The 20,460-nt window shown below is 31.2% G+C and carries 23 protein-coding genes; 14 read left to right on the top strand and 9 right to left on the bottom strand.

Translation table 11 applies throughout. The features are described 5' to 3' along the window. Positions 1-20: 20 nt before the first annotated feature. Positions 21-1,205 carry a M20/M25/M40 family metallo-hydrolase gene (locus DZ68_RS0106625; RefSeq protein ID WP_035907196.1) on the bottom strand — a complete coding sequence of 395 codons (1,185 nt, stop codon included), beginning with the start codon at positions 1,203-1,205 and terminating at the stop codon, positions 21-23. Between the two features lie 239 nt (positions 1,206-1,444). Between DZ68_RS0106625 and cmoB the strand changes: the two genes are divergently transcribed. The 3 genes from cmoB to DZ68_RS0106605 all read left to right on the top strand — a co-directional run bounded on the left by cmoB (position 1,445) and on the right by DZ68_RS0106605 (position 4,318). Next, the gene (cmoB, locus tag DZ68_RS0106620; protein WP_024787842.1) at positions 1,445-2,335 is read left to right on the top strand and encodes a tRNA 5-methoxyuridine(34)/uridine 5-oxyacetic acid(34) synthase CmoB; all 891 of its coding nucleotides are present in this window, start codon (positions 1,445-1,447) and stop codon (positions 2,333-2,335) included. Positions 2,336-2,481: 146 nt separating this feature from the next. Beyond that, positions 2,482-3,354 carry an aspartate carbamoyltransferase catalytic subunit gene (locus DZ68_RS0106610; RefSeq protein ID WP_024787841.1) on the top strand — a complete coding sequence of 291 codons (873 nt, stop codon included), beginning with the start codon at positions 2,482-2,484 and terminating at the stop codon, positions 3,352-3,354. 7 nt (positions 3,355-3,361) lie between these two features. After that, positions 3,362-4,318 (top strand): aminodeoxychorismate synthase component I, encoded by a 957-nt coding sequence (locus DZ68_RS0106605; RefSeq protein ID WP_024787840.1) that lies wholly within the window; start codon positions 3,362-3,364, stop codon positions 4,316-4,318. A gap of 20 nt (positions 4,319-4,338) precedes the next feature. Here the strand turns inward: DZ68_RS0106605 and glnA are convergent, their stop codons facing one another. After that, positions 4,339-5,805 (bottom strand): type I glutamate--ammonia ligase, encoded by a 1,467-nt coding sequence (glnA, locus tag DZ68_RS0106600; RefSeq protein ID WP_024790916.1) that lies wholly within the window; start codon positions 5,803-5,805, stop codon positions 4,339-4,341. Between the two features lie 89 nt (positions 5,806-5,894). Here glnA and DZ68_RS0106595 point away from each other — a divergent pair, with 89 nt between their 5' ends. Genes DZ68_RS0106595 through DZ68_RS0106585 form a run of 3 tightly spaced genes read left to right on the top strand, consistent with a single transcriptional unit; the run spans position 5,895 to position 8,616 of the window. After that, on the top strand, positions 5,895-6,476 hold the full coding sequence (locus tag DZ68_RS0106595; RefSeq protein ID WP_024790915.1) for an aminotransferase class IV: 582 nt from the start codon (positions 5,895-5,897) through the stop codon (positions 6,474-6,476). Between the two features lie 12 nt (positions 6,477-6,488). Beyond that, positions 6,489-8,210, top strand: coding sequence for a M3 family oligoendopeptidase (locus tag DZ68_RS0106590; RefSeq protein ID WP_024790914.1), 1,722 nt, complete (start codon positions 6,489-6,491; stop codon positions 8,208-8,210). Further along, a complete protein-coding gene (locus DZ68_RS0106585) occupies positions 8,200-8,616 on the top strand; it encodes a hypothetical protein (RefSeq protein ID WP_024787836.1) in 417 nt (138 codons plus the stop codon). Before DZ68_RS0106590 ends, DZ68_RS0106585 begins: the two co-directional genes overlap by 11 nt. Here the strand turns inward: DZ68_RS0106585 and DZ68_RS0106580 are convergent. After that, positions 8,603-9,472, bottom strand: a complete 870-nt coding sequence (locus tag DZ68_RS0106580; protein WP_024790913.1) for a LysR family transcriptional regulator — start codon at positions 9,470-9,472, stop codon at positions 8,603-8,605. The genes DZ68_RS0106585 and DZ68_RS0106580 overlap by 14 nt on opposite strands. 107 nt (positions 9,473-9,579) lie before the next feature. Here DZ68_RS0106580 and DZ68_RS0106575 point away from each other — a divergent pair, with 107 nt between their 5' ends. From DZ68_RS0106575 to DZ68_RS0106560, 4 genes are read left to right on the top strand one after another with little or no spacing between them, the layout of a single operon-like run. After that, entirely contained in the window at positions 9,580-11,571 is a 1,992-nt protein-coding gene (locus DZ68_RS0106575) for a UvrD-helicase domain-containing protein (RefSeq protein WP_035907193.1), read from the top strand. 19 nt (positions 11,572-11,590) lie between these two features. After that, the gene (gene truB, locus DZ68_RS0106570; RefSeq protein ID WP_024787834.1) at positions 11,591-12,445 is read left to right on the top strand and encodes a tRNA pseudouridine(55) synthase TruB; all 855 of its coding nucleotides are present in this window, start codon (positions 11,591-11,593) and stop codon (positions 12,443-12,445) included. Further along, complete coding sequence (csrA, locus tag DZ68_RS0106565) at positions 12,439-12,669, top strand: carbon storage regulator CsrA (RefSeq protein WP_024787833.1); 231 nt, start codon at positions 12,439-12,441, stop codon at positions 12,667-12,669. Before truB ends, csrA begins: the two co-directional genes overlap by 7 nt. Continuing rightward, positions 12,659-13,408, top strand: coding sequence for a 4-(cytidine 5'-diphospho)-2-C-methyl-D-erythritol kinase (locus DZ68_RS0106560; RefSeq protein WP_024787832.1), 750 nt, complete (start codon positions 12,659-12,661; stop codon positions 13,406-13,408). The genes csrA and DZ68_RS0106560 overlap by 11 nt, the downstream gene beginning before the upstream one ends. Here DZ68_RS0106560 and DZ68_RS0106555 read toward each other — a convergent pair whose 3' ends face one another. Then, positions 13,409-13,963, bottom strand: a complete 555-nt coding sequence (locus tag DZ68_RS0106555; protein WP_024787831.1) for a rhodanese-like domain-containing protein — start codon at positions 13,961-13,963, stop codon at positions 13,409-13,411. 92 nt (positions 13,964-14,055) lie between these two features. Here DZ68_RS0106555 and DZ68_RS10495 point away from each other — a divergent pair, with 92 nt between their 5' ends. Continuing rightward, entirely contained in the window at positions 14,056-14,694 is a 639-nt protein-coding gene (locus tag DZ68_RS10495) for a Crp/Fnr family transcriptional regulator (protein ID WP_024790912.1), read from the top strand. On the opposite strand, the gene DZ68_RS0106545 is transcribed toward DZ68_RS10495, so the two are convergent. From DZ68_RS0106545 to DZ68_RS0106530, 4 genes are read right to left on the bottom strand one after another with little or no spacing between them, the layout of a single operon-like run. Beyond that, the gene (locus tag DZ68_RS0106545) at positions 14,684-14,935 is read right to left on the bottom strand and encodes a hypothetical protein (RefSeq protein ID WP_024787828.1); all 252 of its coding nucleotides are present in this window, start codon (positions 14,933-14,935) and stop codon (positions 14,684-14,686) included. The genes DZ68_RS10495 and DZ68_RS0106545 overlap by 11 nt on opposite strands. Before the next feature lie 34 nt (positions 14,936-14,969). Then, positions 14,970-15,344, bottom strand: coding sequence for a flagellar export chaperone FliS (fliS, locus tag DZ68_RS0106540; protein WP_024787827.1), 375 nt, complete (start codon positions 15,342-15,344; stop codon positions 14,970-14,972). Positions 15,345-15,354: 10 nt separating this feature from the next. After that, positions 15,355-17,058 carry a flagellar filament capping protein FliD gene (gene fliD, locus DZ68_RS0106535; RefSeq protein WP_024787826.1) on the bottom strand — a complete coding sequence of 568 codons (1,704 nt, stop codon included), beginning with the start codon at positions 17,056-17,058 and terminating at the stop codon, positions 15,355-15,357. Between the two features lie 2 nt (positions 17,059-17,060). Next, on the bottom strand, positions 17,061-17,468 hold the full coding sequence (locus DZ68_RS0106530) for a flagellar protein FlaG (RefSeq protein WP_024790911.1): 408 nt from the start codon (positions 17,466-17,468) through the stop codon (positions 17,061-17,063). Between the two features lie 81 nt (positions 17,469-17,549). On the opposite strand from DZ68_RS0106530, the gene DZ68_RS0106525 reads away from it, so the two are divergent. From DZ68_RS0106525 to DZ68_RS0106515, 3 genes are read left to right on the top strand one after another with little or no spacing between them, the layout of a single operon-like run. Beyond that, complete coding sequence (locus DZ68_RS0106525) at positions 17,550-17,846, top strand: hypothetical protein (protein ID WP_024787824.1); 297 nt, start codon at positions 17,550-17,552, stop codon at positions 17,844-17,846. Continuing rightward, entirely contained in the window at positions 17,833-18,420 is a 588-nt protein-coding gene (gene rsmD, locus DZ68_RS0106520; protein WP_024787823.1) for a 16S rRNA (guanine(966)-N(2))-methyltransferase RsmD, read from the top strand. Before DZ68_RS0106525 ends, rsmD begins: the two co-directional genes overlap by 14 nt. 22 nt (positions 18,421-18,442) lie before the next feature. Continuing rightward, positions 18,443-19,285: a hypothetical protein gene (locus DZ68_RS0106515; protein ID WP_156921113.1), complete on the top strand. Its 843-nt coding sequence runs from the start codon at positions 18,443-18,445 to the stop codon at positions 19,283-19,285. 4 nt (positions 19,286-19,289) lie between these two features. Here the strand turns inward: DZ68_RS0106515 and tgt are convergent, their stop codons facing one another. Beyond that, on the bottom strand, positions 19,290-20,408 hold the full coding sequence (gene tgt / locus DZ68_RS0106510) for a tRNA guanosine(34) transglycosylase Tgt (protein ID WP_024787821.1): 1,119 nt from the start codon (positions 20,406-20,408) through the stop codon (positions 19,290-19,292). Between the last annotated feature and the right edge of the window lie 52 nt (positions 20,409-20,460).

Here is a 20,460-nt window from a genome sequence, read left to right as displayed (position 1 = left end):
CGTTTTTTATTAATTTTTATTTAATTTTTTGTAACTTTTTGTAACAGTTTTTCTACCGTAGCCACAGTTTTTTGAATTGATTTTATATTTACCCTTTCTCTTACTGAATGCGGATTTTCTATGACAGGACCTATTGATGCCATGGAAACGTCTGGAAATTTATTTTTAAGCACGGCACATTCAAGCCCGGCGTGTATAACCTTAAAATCAAAATTTGTAAGTTCTTTTAGCATTTCGGCAAGCTTGCTGATTTCAGGTTTCCATGCAGGATATTCTCCTTCAAATTTAATTTCAGCCCCTCCTGCTTTGGATTTTAAATATTCTTTTACCTCATCTAAAGCTTCATTTGAATTGGCACGCAGGGAGAGGTTTATTTTTTCATTTTCAACTGTTGCTAAATTAATTGATTTATTTACGACATTAAATTCAAAGTCATATTCCAAAACCCCGTGAGGCAGATTTTTTAAAAATTTTATATAATCCCCGTCAAAAATTTCTGTTTCTCTGCCGTAACTGTTTTCAAAAAATTCTTTTGCCTTCGCGCTTTTGGCAATGGAGTTTCTCCTTTCCCCTCCCCTAATTTCCGCAACTTCATTTACATCAAAAGCCAGCTCTTTAATGGCGTTGGGTATATTTTTGTGTATATCAACCCCGCTGTGACCACCTGGGAGATTATCTATACTGATATCGGCTAAAAAGCCTTTCTTTTTTACCCTCTTTAAAGGATAGTTTATAACAGCGTCAACCCCTCCGGCACATCCTATATAAATATTTTCATCTTCGCTGTCAAAATTAAGAAGATATGGGGAATTTATTTTAAGTTCTAAATTAAACGCCCCGATAAGTCCTATTTCCTCGTCATTAGTAAAAAGATATTCGATATTTTTATATTTTTTCATTAAATAAAGCATAATTGCCACACCTATTCCGTTATCAGCCCCGAGTGATGAGTTTTTAGCACATATCCATTCTCCGTCACTTTCAATTTCAATATCCGGAGCTTTTCCAACACATACCATATCTATATGGGACTGTAGACAAATAACAGGTTTTTCACTGAAAGCCAAAATATTTCCCGCTTTATCCACTTTTACACAATAACCCTGTGTTTTTGCATATTCAATAATAAATTCTCTTAATTTTTCTGTTTTACCGCTGCAATGGGGAATTTTTGTTATTTTTTCAAATATTTTAAGCACTTCCATTTTTATCCTTTGGTATAATTTAAAAAAAGGTTTTTTTATGAAATATCTATTGATTATATTACCATTTTTTTTCCTTGGATGTGTAAATAAAGAGGGAGTTTCTTTGAATTATTATCCTCAGTGTCACGAAAATTATGATTTATATGGAGTATATTATAAAAAATGCGATAACAATATATATAATTTCAAACATAAAAAGAAAAAAATATGTCTAAACTGCAATTAATGGAGAATGTATAATGGATAATAAATTAAATATTGAAGATATACTAAAAGAAAGGCAAAAATGGTTTGAATGGAAAAATATAAAACCGATTTATGAAAAAGTAGCCAAGTTTCAAGTTCCAAGCTCCAAGTATATATTAGATGATGTAATTAAAATTGAAACTGAAAAAGATGATAAAGAAATTTTAGAAATAGCAAAGATGCTAAAGCCCTGGAGAAAAGGGCCGTTTAAAATAAACGATATTTTTATAGATACAGAATGGAAAAGTTATATAAAATGGAATATTATTAAACCTTATCTACATTTAGAAAATAAGGACATTTTAGACGTTGGGGGAAACAACGGATATTATGCTTTTAGAATGCTTGAAATGAATCCTAAAAGTATAGAAATATTTGACCCAAGTGCTTTATTTAATCTTCAATTTGAATTTATAAACAAATTTATAAAAAGCGATATTTCATATAAACTATTAGGAGTGGAACATATCCCATTATATAATAAAAAATTTGACACTATATTTTGTATGGGTGTTTTGTATCACAGACCCGACCCTATTACAATGCTAAAAGAATTAAAAAAAGGACTAAAGGAAAAAGGAGAGGTTATTTTGGATACCCTTATTATTGAAGGAGAAGAAGAAATCGCCCTAAGTCCCGTAAGATATGCAAAAATGAAAAATGTTTATTTTATACCTACTTTAAAAACGCTTTATAACTGGCTAAAAAAAGCAAAATTTAAAAATATAGAATTTTTAGGGAAAAGATACACAACTACTAAAGAACAGCGTAAAACTGAATGGATTGAAGGTGAAAGTTTAAATCATTTTTTGAGTATTGATCAAAGTAAAACAATAGAGGGGTATCCACCCCCCTTGCGCGTATATTTAAAACTGAAAAATTAATTTTCTGGCGAACTTTTAAAAAGTAAAACATACATTATAACAACAAAAGCTAAAGCTGTAATAAATGCACTTGATAAAACTGTTCCAAAACCCATAACTTCTCCTTTTTTTAAAGATATAGTAAAATTATACAAAAAAGGAATTAAATGTCAAAACATTTAACTCATACAAAAGATTTAAAAAAAGATGAAATATTACAAATATTCACATATGCGAAAAATTTTTTAGATGAAAAAAAAAGAGACGATTTAAAAGGCAAACTGATTATAAATATTTTTTTTGAAAATTCCACCCGTACAAGAAGTAGCTTTGAAATTGCAGCAAAAAGATTAGGTGCTGATGTGGTTAACCTGGATGTGGCAAGAAGTTCAACTGCAAAAGGAGAAACTTTATACGATACCGCTGCAAACCTTGATGCTATGGGACCAGATGCAATTGTGGTAAGACACAACCGATCAGGTGTTCCAAAAATTCTCTCACGTTATGTTAAATGCTCCATTATCAATGCGGGCGACGGAGCCCACCAGCATCCCACCCAGGGGCTTCTTGATTTGTTTACATTGCTTCAAAGATGGAATTCACTTGAAGGCAAAACAATATCAATCGTAGGGGATATCAGAAATTCAAGGGTTGCAAATTCCGATATTGAACTCTTTAGTAGGTTTGGGGCAAATGTTATTTTAGTGGGTCCCCCTCAGTTTTTACCAAAAACACATTTAAAAACTACATATAATTTAAAAGAGGCAATTGAAAAAAGTGATGCAATAATCAGTCTTAGAACCCAGACTGAAAGACATCAAAACGCCACATTTGCTTCTCTTGAAGATTATGCCCAGAATTTTAAAATTACAAAAGAATTAATTAAAGATAAAAATATCTTTATAATGCATCCGGGGCCTGTTCACAGAAATATAGATATTGATGATGAAGTGTTGAGAGATAAAAGATGTTTGGTGCTTGAGCAGGTAAAAAACGGTGTTGCGGTGAGAATGGGAATACTTAAATATTTGTTAAGTTAAATAAAAAATGAAATTTTTTTTAATAGATTTTGACGGAAATATTTTTATTGATGAAGTTAAAAATTTAAAAAATATCTATTTTACTTTTCCTAATTTTAAATTACTGCCTAAAAAACCTGAAAAAAAAGAACTTATTTTTAAAAAATATCCGATAAGTTTTGATAGATACAAAAAAGCTTTCAATGAAGTAATTGAAGAAATTAAAAACGGAAACACATATCTTTTAAACCTTACATTTCCTACAAAAATTCAGACAAACTGGGATTTATTAAGCATATTTTACTGGGCAAAAGCCCCTTTTAAATTATATTTTAAAAATAAATTTGTATGTTTTTCTCCTGAAAGATTTATAAAAATAAAAAATAACAAAATATATACATACCCTATGAAAGGTACAATTGAAGCCCATATTCCACAGGCAAAAAAACTTATATTAAATAATGAAAAAGAGATGGCCGAACATACCATGGTTGTAGATTTATTAAGAAATGATTTAGGTATTATTGGAAAAAATATAAAAGTAAATAAATTCCGCTTTATCGATAAAATAAAAGCAGGAGATAAAGAACTCTTGCAGGTTAGCAGCGAAATCGAAGCGACATTAAATAACTGGCAGAAAAACTGGCTTGAAATGATTTTAAAAATACTTCCTGCCGGCAGTATAAGCGGCACACCAAAGAAAAAAACCGTTGAAATTATAAAAAGGATTGAAGGTTACGAAAGAGGTTTTTATACCGGAATTTTTGGGATTACTGATGAAAAAACATTTCTTGAGAGCGCCGTAATAATTCGTTATATTGAAAAACCAAGCTCACAACCCACTACTCACAACTCACAACTCACCACTCACTATTCACTACTCACTACTCACTATATATATAAAAGCGGCGGCGGAATAACAATAGACAGCAATATAAAACAAGAATATGAAGAGATGATTAATAAAGTTTACATTCCGCTTTAAAAAAGAAAAAAAGGAGAAAATTAGCATGAGTATGAAGTTATAAATTCATACGGATGCGGTCTTCCTTCAATTGGAATAATTTCTGTTTCGTATTTGTAATCAATATATGTTTTTATAAATTCGTCGCTGAATACCTGTGTTCCGTCTTTTAGTTTTGCTTTTAAAAAGCTATCGGGATTTTTAAGTTCGTCTTCAACGGCATAAATAGCTTCTCTTAAAGTCGCTGGAAGCGTTCTTATTCCCCTCTCTTTGATTTCATCAAGACTAAGTTCAAACAAATCTTCATTTAAAGGTTCTTTTGCCGCATCATAAATTTCAAGATTATTTTTAATTCCGTCAAGTCCGGCCAACATCATTACCGTAAATGCCAAATAAGGGTTTGAGGTACTGTCAGGGAATCTGAATTCTGTTCTTACAGATTTTTCACCTGCACCCCACGGAATTCTGCAGCTTGCGCTTCTGTTTTTTGCACTGAAAGCCAAAATATTAGGCGTTTCAAATCCAGGTTGAAGTCTTTTGTATGAATTCATAGAAGCGTTTGTAAACGCAGCAACCGCATTCGCATGTTCGAACACACCCGCTATATATTTTTTAGCCACATCGCTTAAATGTGCATATCCGTTGGCGTCATAGAAAAGATTTTTACCGTTTTTCCATAAAGACTGGTGCGTATGCATTCCGTTACCGTTATCTCCGTATAAAGGTTTTGGCATAAATGTGGCTGTTTTTCCGTTTAAATGGGCAACCATTTTTACAACATATTTAAGTTTTTGAACATTGTCCCCAGCTTCTACCAATGTTCCGAATTTAACACCTATTTCTCCCTGAGCCTGTCCGACTTCATGGTGAACAACGAATGTTTCAAGTCCTACTTCTTTTAAAACTTTCACCATTTCAGCTCTTAAATCCATCATGGAATCAACCGGTGGCACCGGAAAGTATCCTCCTTTTGTTCTCGGTCTGTGACCAATATTCAGTTCATCTCCAAAATCTGCATAGTCATTCCATACACCCTCACTGCTATCAACTTCGTAGCACTGGGAGTTGATTTCATCTCTGATAATTACATTATCAAACACAAAAAATTCATTTTCAGGGCCGAAATAAGCCGCATCCGCAATACCCTGCTCTTCCATATATTTTAATGCGTTTTTTGCAATGCTTCTAGGACATTTTTCATATGGAGTCCCGTCTGTATTTAAAACATCACAAAAAACAACCATTGTAGGGTCAGCTGTGAAAGGATCCACAAAATGTGTTCCTATTTCAAAATCCGGTTTTAAAATCATATCTGAATTGTTAATAGGCTGCCATGCAGGAATTGAACTTCCGTCAAAAGGAATACCGTGTGTCAACACTTCAGCATCAATGCTGTCTATGTCATAAGCCACATGATGCAACACCCCTTTTATATCTGTAAATCTGAAATCGATAAATTCTATCTCTTTTTCTTTGCATTCTTGTAAAAATTTTTTTGCGTTTTCCATTTGCTCTCCTTTTTTGTTTTTAGTATTATACTTTAAATAAAATTTAAAGTGAAAAATTTTTTGTATAAATTTTAATCAATGGAGAAAAAATGGAATTTATTGAAACAGTTTTAGTTAAAAACGGAAAAATTCAAAATTTAAATTATCATCTAAAAAGAATGGAAAAAACACTTAAACATTTTTTTAATAGTGAAAAATTAAAAATTAAAAGTGAAAAGTTAAATTTTAATGATTTAGATAATGCAAGAGTAAGAATAACATATTCATATGATGGAATAAGAAATATTGAAGTTTTTCCAATAAAAAAAAGAAATTTTAGAAAATTTAAAATTGTAGAAATTGGTTTTAATTATCCTTTTAAATATAAAAACAGAAAAGCATTTTCCATTCTCCACTCTACATTTTCCATTGATTTTGATGAATTTATTTTAGTAAAAAACTCTCTTATAACCGATACCACCATTTCAAATCTCGCTTTTTTTACGGGAAGTGAATGGATAACACCAAAATATCCTTTGCTAAAAGGCACAAAAAGGCAAGAGCTGCTTGAAAAAGGATTAATAAAAAAAGAAAATATTCATATTTACGATTTGCTTTATTTTAAAAAAATGGCAATGATCAATGCAATTTTGGGATTTAAGGAAATAGAGGAATTTGATATAATTAGATAAAAAAGGATAAAAATGAACTGGGATTTAAGTGCACTATTTAATTCAATACCCGAAGCCGAAGAATTTTTAAAAGAGGCTTCTTTCAGGGCGGCGGATTTTGAAAAAAAATATAAAAACAGACTTTATACATTATCCGCCGATGAATTTATTGAGGTCTTAAAGGAATACGAAGATATTCTGGAAAATATAGGAAGAAGTTTAACTTATATATATCTTATATTTGCAACCGATACAAGTAAAGGGAGTTTTTTATCAAAATTTCAGGAAATTGCCACAAAAGCACAGGAACATCTGGTTTTTTTTGAGCTTGAATTTATTCATCTCCCTATTGATAAACAGCAAAAATTTATTGATAATTCGGGAATTTACAAATATTATTTAATTCATTTGCAAGAAGAAAGTTATTATAAACTAAGTGAAAAAGAAGAAAAAATATTAATGAAAAAAGATTTGACAAGCTCTTCGGCGTTTTCCAGGCTATTTGATGAGCATTTAAGCAAACTTAAATTCTTTTTTGACGGCAAATATCTGAGCGAAGAAGAAATATTAAGCAAACTCTATTCACCTGAGAGAAATGAAAGAAAAAAGGCACAAATCGCCCTTACACTCGGACTCAAACCCCATCAGCATATTTTAGCCTATATTTACAATCAGATAAAAAAAGACTGGAAAATAGAATATGTGGAAATCAGGGGATATGAAAACATCGAAGCTCCGAGACATTTAAGTAACAGAGTTTCTAAAAAAAGTGTTGACGCTTTGGTTAATACGGTTAATGAAAACACATGGATTGTGGAAAAATATTACAGTATTAAAAAACAGCTCCTCGGTTTAGATAAACTTTACGATTATGACAGATACGCCCCTTTGAATATAAAAGAAAAAGAAATTACTTTTGATGAAGCCAAAAATTTGGTGCTTGAGAGTTTCAAAGATTTTTCGGACACTTTTTATGAAATTGCCAAAAAAGCGTTCGAAGAAAAATGGATTGACGTATATCCAAAAGAAGGCAAAAGAGGAGGTGCGTTTTCCCACTCGGCCACACCAAAAGCGCATCCGTATGTACTTCTTAATTTCACTTCCCAAAGAAGGGATGTATTTACGCTTGCTCACGAATTAGGCCATGCAATTCATCAATATCTCTCACGGGAAGTCGGATATATCAATCAGGACACACCCCTTACAACGGCGGAGACTGCAAGCATTTTTTCTGAAATGCTTTTATTTGAAAAAATTAAAAATTCACTCACAAAAGAAGAGTTAATCGGGGTTTATGCAGGTAAACTCGAAGATATTTTTGCCACACTTTTTAGACAGATTGTATTTACAAATTTCGAAAGAAAAGTACATGAAGCCGATGAATTATCCGAAGAAGAATATAATAAATTATGGATGGAAGAAAATAAAAAAATGTTTAAAGAGAGCGTAACACTTACCAAAAATTATGAAATCTGGTGGAGTTATATCCCTCATTTTATTCATTCCCCGTTTTACTGCTATGCTTATTCATATGCCCAGCTGCTTGTTCTTACACTGTTTAAATTAAATAAAGAGGGATTTAATAATTTTGAAGAAAAATATATTAAATTCCTCTCCCAGGGGGGAAGCATACCTCCGAAAAAACAGCTGGAAATGTTTGATCTGAATATAGAAGATGAAAGTTTCTGGCAAAACGGAATTGAATTCGTAAAAGATATGTTAAACGAATTTGAAAGGCTTATAGATGATAATTGAAACACGGGAATTTAGAAATTTAAAAACAAAACATGCAAAAGAAATTTTATCTCTTTTGCTTGAAATAAACAGACCTTTTAATATCTTATGCTCTTTAAACGGCATAAACTTTAATCCTGCCCTTCCGGAACATATCTCAAGTGTATTTAAAGAGGTAATAATATTTACTTTGGCAAATTATACACTCGAAAGTTCATATATCGAAAATGAAAAATTAATTTTCGAAGCCGGATTCGGAGAAGAGAATTTCGGAAGTGTTGTAAGCGTTCCTGTTGAAAATATTATTCAAATAACCGAAGGGGAATCTCCTTTATTTATAAATATTGCCGCCACGCTTCCAAAACCGCAAAAGCCGAAAAATCCGTTTGCAATAAATCCGAGAAATAAAAAATTTATTGATGAATAAAATTTAAAATAGCTTCTATTTCTTTTGTTTTTTCCCTGTATGCAACATATGTTTTTCTTTTTAGATTCATATCTTTTATTTTTGAAGCAAACAATTTTTTATTTTTAAGCTCCCCTTTGATAACCGATTTCGAAATAATGGAAACTACCTGCTCGGATGAATTTAAAACCGTGTATTTTAAAGCTGTGGAATTATGAACAACGCTTATAATATTTAACATATCGCACTCAAATTCCTTAGCTTCAAACATTTTTTTCACAAACTCCCTCGTAGAGGAATTTGGCTCCCTGCATATCATTTTATATTTTTTAAGTTCATCAATACTTATTTTGGGAGGAAGCGGTTTATTGGAAAAAACAACCAGTTCATCTTCTATCCATTCTTCATAAAAAAGAGAGTTTTTATTCTTTTTGGTAACAAACGCCAAATCCAGAGCTTTTTTTTCCACATCTTCCAATAATTCATTATTGCTTTTAATAATCAGATTAATATCTTTGTTTATTAAAGACTGAAAATATTTAATACATTCAGGCAGATTATAATTACCAACAGTAGGGGACGCACCTATCAAAAAAGGTGTATCCATTTTTTTGAATTCTTTAATTTTTTTTTCAAAATTATTTAAAAATTTTTCAAAATCCCTGGCATATTTTAAAAATTCCTGACCTTCTTTTGTAAGCAGAACGCCAGTTTTTTTTCTTTCAAAAAGACTCACACCCAAAAAATCTTCCAAAATTCTTATCTGCTGTGTAACCGCCGGCTGGGAAATCCCCAAAACCCTGCTTGCTTTTGAAAACGAAGACTCTTTGTAAATAACCAAAAAAGTATATATTTTGTCCAAATATTTAATGCTCATACTTTTCCTTTAAATATAATAAAAAATTATAACATAATAAAAATTAAATTATAAATTAATTTTTTATTTTTTTATAAAAATTTGTTATAATTAATAAAAAAAGGCAAATTTTGTATTTTTTAGAAGAATTAAACGAAGAACAGAAAAAAGCCGCAACACATATCGACGGGGCATTACTGATACTTGCGGGTGCCGGAAGCGGAAAAACAAAAACGCTTACAACGCGCCTTGCTTATCTGCTCTCTTTGGGAATAGACCCCGCAAACACACTCACACTCACTTTTACAAACAAAGCCGCCGCGGAAATGAGAGAGAGGGCTTTAAACATGGTCGGAGAAAACATAGCACATCCGCCGCTGCTCGTAACTTTTCATAAATTCGGACTGATGTTTTTAAGACTGTATATATATTTATTAAACAGAGACAATAATTTTGTAATAATAGACACAGACGACCAGAAAAAAATAATAAAATCCATCTCCAACGATCTGCCGGCAAATTTTATCAGTAAAGAAATAAGTAAATATAAAAATTCCTTTCTTAATCCGGATGAGGTTTTTTCGCTTGCAAACGACACCACTTATAAAAAACTCGCTTATATTTATGATAAATATCAAAAATATTTGCTTGAAAACAATCTGGTTGATTTTGACGATTTACTGCTTTTACCTTTTGACATTTTACATAACAATGAAGATTTATGCTCCGAAATTTCAGACAAATATCAGTATATAATGGTGGATGAATATCAGGATACAAATGAAATACAGCTTCTTTTATTAAAAAAACTCTGCATTAATCACAATAATATCTGTGTGGTTGGAGACGACGACCAGTCAATTTACGGATTCAGGGGGGCAAACCACAAAAATATTTTAAATTTCGAAAAAGACTTCAGGGCAAAAGTCGTCAAACTTCAGATAAATTACCGCTCAACCAATCAAATACTCGAAGCAGCCAATAATTTAATAAGCTACAATAAACAAAGATACGGTAAAAAACTTATTTCGGCAAACGGAGACGGAGACGGTGTTGAAATAATTGCCAGCTACAATGAAATCGCCGAAGGAGAAGAAATAGCGAAAAGAATAAAAAAGTTGATTGAAAACGGGGTAAGCCCAAGGGAAATAGCCGTTCTTTACAGAATTAACGCACTTTCACGCTCAATTGAAGACGCTCTTAGAAGTTACGGCATAGTTTACAAACTTGTGGGAGGTATGAAATTTTATGAAAGAGAAGAAATAAAAGATTTAATAAGCTATTTAAGACTTATAGTAAATTCCCATGATGAATACTCTTTTAAAAGAGTGGTAAACAAGCCCAAAAGGGGTATAGGAAAAGCTACAATACTTAAAATTGAACAAAGAAAGGGCGATAAAAGCTATATTGAATTTATAAAAGAGGACAATCTGGAATTTTTGAGTAAAAAAACAGCCAAATCATTAAAAGATTTCGCATCTTTTCTTGAAATGCTTTCAAAACAAAATATTGATGAAATTCCTGAGATTCTGGAAGAAATTATTGATTTTAGCAATTCTTACAAAGATGAAGACAAAAAAAGAAATGTTGAAGAATTTTACGGAACAATGAGGGATAAAAAAGATTTGAATATAAGAGAATTTTTAAACGAACTTTCCCTTGAAAGCGACCAGGATAAAATTACCAATGAAATGATAAACGTAATGACTATCCATGCAAGTAAAGGATTGGAGTTTGACCATATTTTTGTTATAGGTTTGGAAGAAGGATTTTTCCCGCTTAGCGATGCTGATATAGAAGAAGAAAGAAGACTTGCTTATGTAGCATTCACAAGAGCCAGAAAAAAACTGACATTATCTTACACCCAAAGCAGATATGTAAGAGGTTCAAGAAGCCATGTCCAAAAAAGCAGATTTTTAACTGAAGCAGGCTTGATTAAAGGAGAAAGGGTAAATTTAAAAGAAAGCAGCGGAATAAAAAACGGCACCCTTGTCAAACATAAAGTATTCGGAACCGGAAGAATCATAGGAATAAATAAAGCGGGAAACAAAACAAAACTTAAAATAGATTTTGGTGGAAGTGTCAGGGAAATATTAAGCGACTTTGTGGAAAAAGCGTAAAAAATAGTAAGTAGTGAAAATGGTGAGTAGTGAGTGCAATAATTTGTTGTTTGTGGCTAAAAAACCAAGTTTCATAAGTTCAAACAAATTTTTAAATCAATTAAAAAGAAAATACGGCATTAAAAAAATGGGATTTTCCGGAACGCTTGACCCGTTTGCATGCGGCAGCCTTATTATTGCCACGGGTCAGTATACAAAACTGTTCAGATTCCTAAAAAAAACTCCAAAAACATATATTGCTTCGTTATTGCTCGGAGCCTATTCCCCCTCCCTTGATATAGAAAAAATTGAAAAAATTGAAAATGTTGAAAAATTAGAAATTGAGAAAATAAAACAAGTTTTAAATTCATTCAAAGGCAGGCAATTTCAGTCTCCGCCCCGTTACTCAGCAAAAAAAATAAACGGGATTAGGGCATATAAACTAATGGAAAATGAAAAATGGAAAATGAAAAATGATGAATTTTTGGATAAAGAAATTCAAATAAAAATTTTTGACATAGAGCTAATTAATTATTCACATCCGTTTATTACGTTTAAAGCAAGTGTAAGTGAGGGGACGTATATCCGAACGTTAGGATATGATATTGCCGAAAAATTAGGAACTGTTGGAAGCTTAACATATCTTGAAAGAGTAAATGAGGGTAAATTTTTTTATGAATGCGAAAAAAAATTAAATCCTCTTGAATATTTAAATGTAGAAGAAAATTTTTATTTAAATGATATAAATAATTTGTTACTTGGTAAAAAATTAAATAAAAATGATTTTAAAATTCAAAAAAACGGTATTTATTTTGTGACATATGATAAATATTTTGCTATTATTGAAATTAACGAAGAAGTAAAATATATCTTAAACAGGATTGAATTATGTTAGTAATATCAAGAAAAGAAAACGAAAGAATAAAAATAGGAGACGATATTGAAATTGTAATAGTTTCAATAGATAAAAATCAGGTTAAAATAGGAATCCAGGCTCCGAGAAATAAAACTATATTAAGAAGCGAACTGATTGAAGAGGTGAAAGAGCAGAATTTAAAAGCGGCAGGTAATAAATTAGAAGATATTAAAAATCTTTCAAAGGTTATTAATGAAAATTAAAGCATATGCAAAAGTAAATATTTTTTTAAAAATAGTGGGATTTGACGGATATTATCATTTATTAAAATCAAGATTTATGAGAGTAAAAAATCTATATGATGAAATAGAAATAATTGAAGCTGATAAATTTAATATTGTGGGGGATATAAACTGCGTTTTAAGAGACAACAGTGTATTCAAAGCCTATGTTGAATTAACAAAAACCTATCCCGAGATTAAAAAATTTTTTATTGGAAAAGAGATCAGAATCCATAAAAAAATTCCAGAAATGGCGGGACTAGGAGGAGGCAGCAGCGATGCGGCCGCATTTTTACTTTTGGCAAACAAAGCTTTTAATTTAAACCTCTCCACCAAAGAACTGGTTGAAATTGGTAAAAAAATAGGAAGCGATGTCGCTTTCTTTTTATATGATGTGGACACGGCAAATGTTTACGGAAGGGGCGAAACAGTTGAACCGGTTGAAGAAAAAAGTTTTGACATAGAAGTTTTTACACCTCCCGTTGAATGTTCAACCCCAAAAGTCTATAAAATCTATAAAGAAAATTTTTTCAATCCCAAAGACAGCGACTTTGACAAAATTTCCACACAGAAATTATTATCATCAAAACACCCTGCTGAGCTTAATGATTTATTAATGCCGGCTCTTACAATTTACCCTGAACTTAACAAATATAAAGATTTTGGATTTTTCAGCGGAAGCGGCAGCAGTTTTTTTAAAATTCCCGGAGAAGGGAATTAATTAAAACTGGTCTAAAATAACAGGTTCTTTTACTTTTCCTGCTTTCTTCAAACCTTTGAATCCTCCAAACTCTGTAACTTTGTTAACAACTGAATATCCTGAATTAAGCCATCCGTTGATACCGCCTCTTAAAACATAAATGTTCTTTTTAGGAAAATTAAACCATTTAACAAGTTCCGCTCCGGCCAATACCGCCCTGTGGCCTGTTGCACATACAAAAACATAAACATTATTTTTTTTCAAACCGCCCATTGCTGCATAAATGGCAACATCCCCTCTTGGATATTCGTCATAATCCGGCCAGTCTATTTCTCCGCCTTTCATTTCGTCAACGCTTCTTACATCAACAATTGTAAAATCTTTGTCTTCATCAATCCATTTTTTAAGCTCATCAGGCGTAATGTAATTTATATATTTTTCATAATAATGGCATTCAGCATTGAATTCTTTAACCATAGGGCCTGCACCTTTTATAGTGTCGGCAAGTTTAAAAGTGTGTGCAAACATAAAAGAAGCTGCAATTAATGATAATCCTAAAATTCTTCCAAGTTTCATTTTATTCTCCTTAATTTGATTTTTATTTCATAATGAATTATAATTCATAATGAATTTTAAAAATGTCAGGAGTCTGACAAAAAAGGAATTTTATGCCAAATTGCAGAATATTGATAGAATCAAAAGATATAGAAAAAATTTTGAAATCAGACTATTTTGACAATATTCCCAAAAGATATCTTAAAAAAAATGAAATATGTTTTCCAAATAGCGAACGTATTTTAATTATTAAAAAAGGTAAAATCAAAGTAACATATTATAATAATGAAAAAGAAATAACGCTATATTATCTATGCAAAAACAATATGGCCTACTGTAATCAAAACAATATAATAAAAGCAAAAGAAAACAGTGAATTTTATTTTTTAAAAGCAGATGAATATTATGAATTATTCAAAGACCCTAATTTTTGTAATTTATTATTAAATTCTTTAACCAAAAACATAAATATAGAAAGGGAGCTTATATTTGATTTGGCATTTAAACCCTGTTCCCAAAGGGCAATTGAATTTTTAACATCCGCCGCAATAGCCGCTGGGGAAAAAACACCTAAAGGTTTAAAAATAAATTTAAACTGTACAATCGATGAATTCGCCACTTTCTTGGGAACTTCCAGACAGACATTATCGATGTTTTTAAATATGCTTATAAAAAATAATATCATGGAAAAAAAAGGTCAAAAAACATTTTTTATAAAAGATATAAAAGCTCTAAGAAATTTCAAATTTTAAAATTAAACAAATCGTTTTTCTTTTGAATATTAAATTTTTGAAGTTTTTTAATTTTTTGCATTTCATGTGAAAGTTTTTCTTTTTCTTTTTTCAGAATTTTTACCGCTTTTTTAATATATGCATTAATCTCTTCAGCCTCTTCAATGGAAGAAAATGTAATATCTTCTTTTACTAATTTTTTTAATTTATCAAAATCTTCATTAATTACAGCAATTTTCAGCTCATTCAAATAATTTTCCATCTACTCCCACTTTCACAATTCACAACTCACCTTCCTAACTTATCCCAGTTTCTTCTTTCCAGGCTTCAATTAAACCTTTTAACACCCTTATTACGTCTTCAAGATATTTTTCGTCATTTTCCAAATTTGCTTTTGCCAATAACTCCAGCTGATATCCGTAAAGCCCGTTTAAATAATATGCGATATCTCCTCCGTTTTCATAGTCAAGAGAATTAATAAGTTCTATAAATATATTTGACACTTTTATAATATATTTAACTTTTTTCTCTATATCTCCCTCTTTTATGGCTTTTTTTGCAAAATTAACAAATCTTAATGCTCCTTCATAAAGCATAAGAACCAGTTTTTCAGGCTTGTCAATTTGAACATTCATTTGATTATAGCTTTCAAGGGCTTTATTATATGTCATTATTTATCCTTTATTTTTTTGCATTTATTGCCTGTTGAATCATCATTGTAAGACTCTGGCTTTTTGCATTAAATTCATTTATCATCTCATCATAGGCGGCAAACTGTTTAGACATTATTTCGTATTTTGTTTCAAGAAACTGATTCATGGCATCCATTCTTTGTTCGTAACTTTTTTCATCTGTTTTAAGCTCCTGGCTTAAAAGATTCAAAGAGCTGTTATCACCGGTGATTTTGGAATCAAAATCCACTTTAAGGTTTGTAAAAGCGGTAGTGGTAAATCTTTCAACCAGATCAGGATTTTTATTATAGGCGTCTTTAAATTTATCTGCATCAAAGCTTATCATGCCTGTTCTGTTGTAATCAAATCCCAAATCAGTGGCACTAAAAGTTATATCGGTTGTGTATTTGTTTCCGTTTCTGTCACTTGCCTCACCCTTATCGCTTAAAACCACACCGAAAATATCGGAATAAAAACTGCTCCCAAGAGAGGTAAATTCGCTTTCGCCCTGAAACAACCCCACGTTACCGGTATCTTTATCAAATGCCGTAAGACTTTGAAGATTTGAAATCATTTTATTGTAATCTGCTACAAATTTTTGAATAGATTTTGTAATTTCATCAATATTTGATGTTATATTAACCGTTGAATTTCCGGTAGAACTAAGATTTATTGTAACCCCCGGGATTAAATCGTCTATTTTATTGGAACTTCTGTTTATTTCCACACCATTATATATAAAATCGGCATCTCCGGCTTTTTGTATCCTGTTTGAATTTGTAAAAGCAGTATTACTGTTAAAATCGCTCAGTAAATTCGTATCGTCTATGGAAATATCACCGACAGCCTCCATTTTAAATTTTATCTGCCCGTTATCATAAGTCGCATTTATTCCTAAAGAATTCCCGTCACTGTCTTTAAGATTACCGTTATTCAAAGCATTTATAAAATCACCAACACTCTCCCCGTCAGCCACATTCATTGTATATTCATCCCCGTTAACGGTAATTTTAAATGTCTGGGCAGTCCCGCTGTTATTTATGCTGTCTGTATCTGAATTAAACGAAGCGGATGTATAATTTATGGCATTTAAGCCCAAATCTTCTATTCCTGAATAATTGAATTTAATAATATTCTCAGCCCCCGTATCATTGGCTTTTAAAATAAGTTTATAAGGATTATTGCCTATTCCCGTATCTATAATAGAAGCGGTAATTCCGATATTTGCATTATTGATGGTGTCTTTTAAATCATTAAGCGTTGAGCCGGCTTTCAGGGTTATGGTGGAAGAAACACCTCCTACGCCTATATTTAAAACCTGGTCTTTTCCGCTTGTGTTAATCACTTCGTCGCTTCCGCTAAAACCGTTTGATTCATATATGTCGTTTTGAGCCAAATTATTGACATTTATATCAAAAGTTTGGGGCTTAACCCCGTCACTGGCGCTTACGCTGACACTGCTTCCGCTCACAGACGTATTTACTTTTGCAAAAACAGAGCCGCTTGCAAGGTCTATCATATCAGTTTTTACAATAGCGCCGATTGCCTGAAATTCACTTAAAGCCTTTTCCTTTTTTTTCGCCAGCTCAAGTTTGCTTTCAATCGGTTTAACCATTATTTCCTTATCTGCATTTTTTAATTTATCGATTACATTTGATGTTAAAACACCGCTTCCTATTCCAAGGGAACTTAAGCTTCCGAAATCACTGCCCATTTTTATCCTTTTTTATCAAATAATATTCCCACCACTTCTTTCATTTTTTCCATAAGTCTCAATGCTTCGTCACTCGGGAATTTTCTTATTACATCGTTTTTTTTGGTATCAACCACTTCGACCGTTAAAAAATCAATTTTATCATTAAATTTAAATTTTAAAGAGGTATTTAAAGGATTTATAGCCCTGTTCAGCTCTTCTGTCAATTTTTGCAGCTCTTTTTTTAAATGCTCTTTATCCATTTTATTATCGGTTTGAGTGGCTTTTTGGGTTAATGTTTTTTTATTTTCATAATCATTTGTCTGATTTAGTTTTTGCATTTCAATTTTATTCTGATTTATATTTTTATTTATATTGTCATAATTTTGTGTTTTTTGAATATTGTTTTTAACTGAAGAGAAAACATCCATTTTTTACCCCTTTAAATTAACTGTAATTATATCGTCAAATTTTTAAAAAATTTTATGTTAAAATTATAAAAAAGGTTTTAATTGAAAGTAAAAGTCGAATGTGATTCTCCTCTTTTACAATATACGCTTGAATATTTTTTAAAAGATTACATAGATAACAGCGGTATTTTAATAACAGACAACCCCGAAAAAAACGGGATAACAATAGGAAAAGAAATAAAAAAGCCTTTTACAAAAACATCTCTTTTATTACAGTTGGAAAAAATTCTGAATATAAAAAACAATGAAGAAACAATAGAAGATAAAATAGAAAAAATTCTTGAAAACTGTAAAAAAGAACTTATAAAAACAATTAAGGAACATTATGGAAAAGAGTAATATAAAAATAATAGGCGGAAAATACAGAGGAAAAAAACTTTTTATGGGAAACAAGGGAACTACAAGAAGTACTAAAAACATACTTAAAGAAAGTGTTTTTAACACCCTTCAGTGGGAAGTGCCCGATTCAAACTGGGTGGAAGTTTTCAGCGGGGTTGGAAGCATTGGACTTGAAGCTGTAAGCAGAGGCGCAAACAAAGCTTATTTTTTGGAAAAAGACCCCGAAGCCGCCAAAGTTTTAAAAAGAAACATTGATTCCCTAAAAGTTGAAGACGCATCAAAATGCTCGATTATTTTGGGAGACAGCTTTGAAACTATATGGGATGTTATAGAAGAGCTTAAAAGAAACAAACAAAAAGCGTTTTTCTATTTCGACCCGCCGTTTGCTATAAGGGAAGGTTTTGAAGATATTTACGATAAAGTCCAGACTTTAATAAAACAGCTTCCGAAAATCAATGTTGAAAAAATTATAATAGAGCATCAAAGCAATTACGATTTCCCGGAGACTCTTGGAAATTATAAAAAAATAAAAACAAAAAAATTCGGTAAAAGCTCGGTGACATATTATGAATAAAATTAAAAATGAAAAATTAAAAATGAAAAATTTTTTGAAAATTTTTATTATTATAATGCTGTTTTTTGCAGGGTGTACCCAAAATCAAATTCCGTTGCAAAAAGCAAATCCGAAAACAGATATAAAATTATTGAAAAAATACGGAGTAACAGAAAACAGCCTAATTTTTTATAAAGATTATTATTATTTTTCTAAAACGCAGCCAAACGGAATCAGTATAAATAAATTAGACAAAAATTACAATTTAATTACTAAAAAAATTATTAATTTATTAATTGACCCTAAAAAATATCTAATTAAAAACAATCATTTTTATATCTTAGGATATGACAACATCAAAGAAATGCCTGTAATTTTAACTTTTTCCTTAAAAACATTTAAATTGATAAGCACTGTTTATATAGGGAAAAAATATGCCGCCCCCGCTGATTTTTTTATAGATAAAAACGACGTTTATACAGCTATTAATGTTTATAACAATAAAACCCAATCAGATATTTATATCTATAAAAACGCTTTATTATATTCAAAAATAGCATCTGTAAAAAAAGAAAATGCAAAATTTATAATTCCTTTTAATAAAGGAATGCTGGTTTTAGGGAGTATCACTTATACAAATGACGACATTTTAATCGTATATATATCAAACAAAAAAATTGTCTGGGCAAGAAGAATAGATTTAGGAATGGATGACTATCCAACTTCAATTTATATCAAAAATAACAACATTATTTTAAATGCAACTTCAACTGATGAAATGGGAGCTGAAGTAGATTACACATTTGAAATCGATAAAAACGGAAATATTTTAAAAAGCAGAAAAAATCTGGAATTTAAAGAACTGCCTGTAAAATTCAGGACATAAAAATTTAATTTCTCGCAGAATAAAATTCTTTTTTAAATTCTTTAAATTTTTTATTTATGATAGCTTCTCTGGCTTTATTTACTAAATTCAAATAATAATGCAGATTATGAATTGTGGCAAGTCTGAAATAGGTAAGCTCTTTTGCCCTAAATAAATGATTTAAATACCCCCTTGAAAAATTTCTGCAGGTATAACAGTTGCATTTTTCATCAATCGGCCTACTATCTAGTTTGTATTTTGCATTTTTAATTCTTAAAATCCCAAAAGAGGTAAACAGATAACCGTTTCTTGCATTACGGGTTGGCATCACGCAATCAAACATATCAACTCCTCTCTCAATTGCTTCTATTATATCTTCCGGGGTTCCTACCCCCATTAAATATCTTGGTTTATTTTCGGGAAGAAACGGCACAGTATATTCTATTGTGTCATACATAACCCGGTTCTCTTCCCCGACACTTAAACCCCCTATTGCAAATCCGTCAAAACTTCTTCCCTCAATTTCGGTTTCCACAAGGCTTTCGGCACTAATTTTTCTAAACTCAAAATCCACTCCGCCCTGAACAATGGCAAAAAGATTGTTTTTTGCCCCTTTACTAATATGATGAATCAGACTTCTTTTGGCCCACTGGGTTGTTCTTTCTATTGATTTTTTTATTCTCTCTTTTGTATTCGGAAGAGCTATCAAATCATCCAAAACCATCATAATGTCGCTGTTTAAATTATATTCTATATCAATAACTTTTTCTGGTGAAAAAAAATGGCTGCTTCCGTCAATATGACTTTTAAACCAGATACCCTCATCGCTAAATTTTACATTCTCCCCCAGCGAAAAAGCCTGAAATCCACCGCTGTCTGTCAGAAAACTTCTGTTATATCCGCTAAATCCGTGAAGACCTCCAAAACTCTTAACAGTCTCATCACCCGGCCTTAAATACAAATGATATGTATTAGCGAGAATTATTTTTGCATCCAAAATATTCATTAAATCAACAGCATCAAGGCTTTTCACGGCCGCCGCCGTACCCACAGGCATAAATATAGGTGTTTTAATTTCACTGTGGTCTGTTTTTATTGTAGCCGCTCTTGCATTTGAATCAATGGCATCAATTTTAAATTCCATAATTTTCCTTTTTTATTTTTTACCACTCACTACTCACTAATTATATATGATA

Source organism: Lebetimonas sp. JS085, from assembly GCF_000523295.1.
Taxonomy (GTDB): Bacteria; Campylobacterota; Campylobacteria; order Campylobacterales; family Nautiliaceae; genus Lebetimonas.
Note: the sequence above shows the minus strand (reverse complement) of the source record. Positions and strands in the feature narration are given on the sequence as shown.

What these genes read in the sequence shown, in the direction of transcription:
- DZ68_RS0106625 (WP_035907196.1), bottom strand. Translation starts at nt 1,205, where the DNA reads ATGGAAGTGCTTAAAATATTTGAAAAAATAACAAAAATTCCCCATTGC.
- cmoB (WP_024787842.1), top strand. Translation starts at nt 1,445, where the DNA reads ATGGATAATAAATTAAATATTGAAGATATACTAAAAGAAAGGCAAAAA.
- DZ68_RS0106610 (WP_024787841.1), top strand. Translation starts at nt 2,482, where the DNA reads ATGTCAAAACATTTAACTCATACAAAAGATTTAAAAAAAGATGAAATA.
- DZ68_RS0106605 (WP_024787840.1), top strand. Translation starts at nt 3,362, where the DNA reads ATGAAATTTTTTTTAATAGATTTTGACGGAAATATTTTTATTGATGAA.
- glnA (WP_024790916.1), bottom strand. Translation starts at nt 5,805, where the DNA reads ATGGAAAACGCAAAAAAATTTTTACAAGAATGCAAAGAAAAAGAGATA.
- DZ68_RS0106595 (WP_024790915.1), top strand. Translation starts at nt 5,895, where the DNA reads ATGGAATTTATTGAAACAGTTTTAGTTAAAAACGGAAAAATTCAAAAT.
- DZ68_RS0106590 (WP_024790914.1), top strand. Translation starts at nt 6,489, where the DNA reads ATGAACTGGGATTTAAGTGCACTATTTAATTCAATACCCGAAGCCGAA.
- DZ68_RS0106585 (WP_024787836.1), top strand. Translation starts at nt 8,200, where the DNA reads ATGATAATTGAAACACGGGAATTTAGAAATTTAAAAACAAAACATGCA.
- DZ68_RS0106580 (WP_024790913.1), bottom strand. Translation starts at nt 9,472, where the DNA reads ATGAGCATTAAATATTTGGACAAAATATATACTTTTTTGGTTATTTAC.
- truB (WP_024787834.1), top strand. Translation starts at nt 11,591, where the DNA reads ATGGTGAGTAGTGAGTGCAATAATTTGTTGTTTGTGGCTAAAAAACCA.
- csrA (WP_024787833.1), top strand. Translation starts at nt 12,439, where the DNA reads ATGTTAGTAATATCAAGAAAAGAAAACGAAAGAATAAAAATAGGAGAC.
- DZ68_RS0106560 (WP_024787832.1), top strand. Translation starts at nt 12,659, where the DNA reads ATGAAAATTAAAGCATATGCAAAAGTAAATATTTTTTTAAAAATAGTG.
- DZ68_RS0106555 (WP_024787831.1), bottom strand. Translation starts at nt 13,963, where the DNA reads ATGAAACTTGGAAGAATTTTAGGATTATCATTAATTGCAGCTTCTTTT.
- DZ68_RS10495 (WP_024790912.1), top strand. Translation starts at nt 14,056, where the DNA reads ATGCCAAATTGCAGAATATTGATAGAATCAAAAGATATAGAAAAAATT.
- DZ68_RS0106545 (WP_024787828.1), bottom strand. Translation starts at nt 14,935, where the DNA reads ATGGAAAATTATTTGAATGAGCTGAAAATTGCTGTAATTAATGAAGAT.
- fliS (WP_024787827.1), bottom strand. Translation starts at nt 15,344, where the DNA reads ATGACATATAATAAAGCCCTTGAAAGCTATAATCAAATGAATGTTCAA.
- fliD (WP_024787826.1), bottom strand. Translation starts at nt 17,058, where the DNA reads ATGGGCAGTGATTTCGGAAGCTTAAGTTCCCTTGGAATAGGAAGCGGT.
- DZ68_RS0106530 (WP_024790911.1), bottom strand. Translation starts at nt 17,468, where the DNA reads ATGGATGTTTTCTCTTCAGTTAAAAACAATATTCAAAAAACACAAAAT.
- rsmD (WP_024787823.1), top strand. Translation starts at nt 17,833, where the DNA reads ATGGAAAAGAGTAATATAAAAATAATAGGCGGAAAATACAGAGGAAAA.
- DZ68_RS0106515 (WP_156921113.1), top strand. Translation starts at nt 18,443, where the DNA reads ATGAAAAATTTTTTGAAAATTTTTATTATTATAATGCTGTTTTTTGCA.
- tgt (WP_024787821.1), bottom strand. Translation starts at nt 20,408, where the DNA reads ATGGAATTTAAAATTGATGCCATTGATTCAAATGCAAGAGCGGCTACA.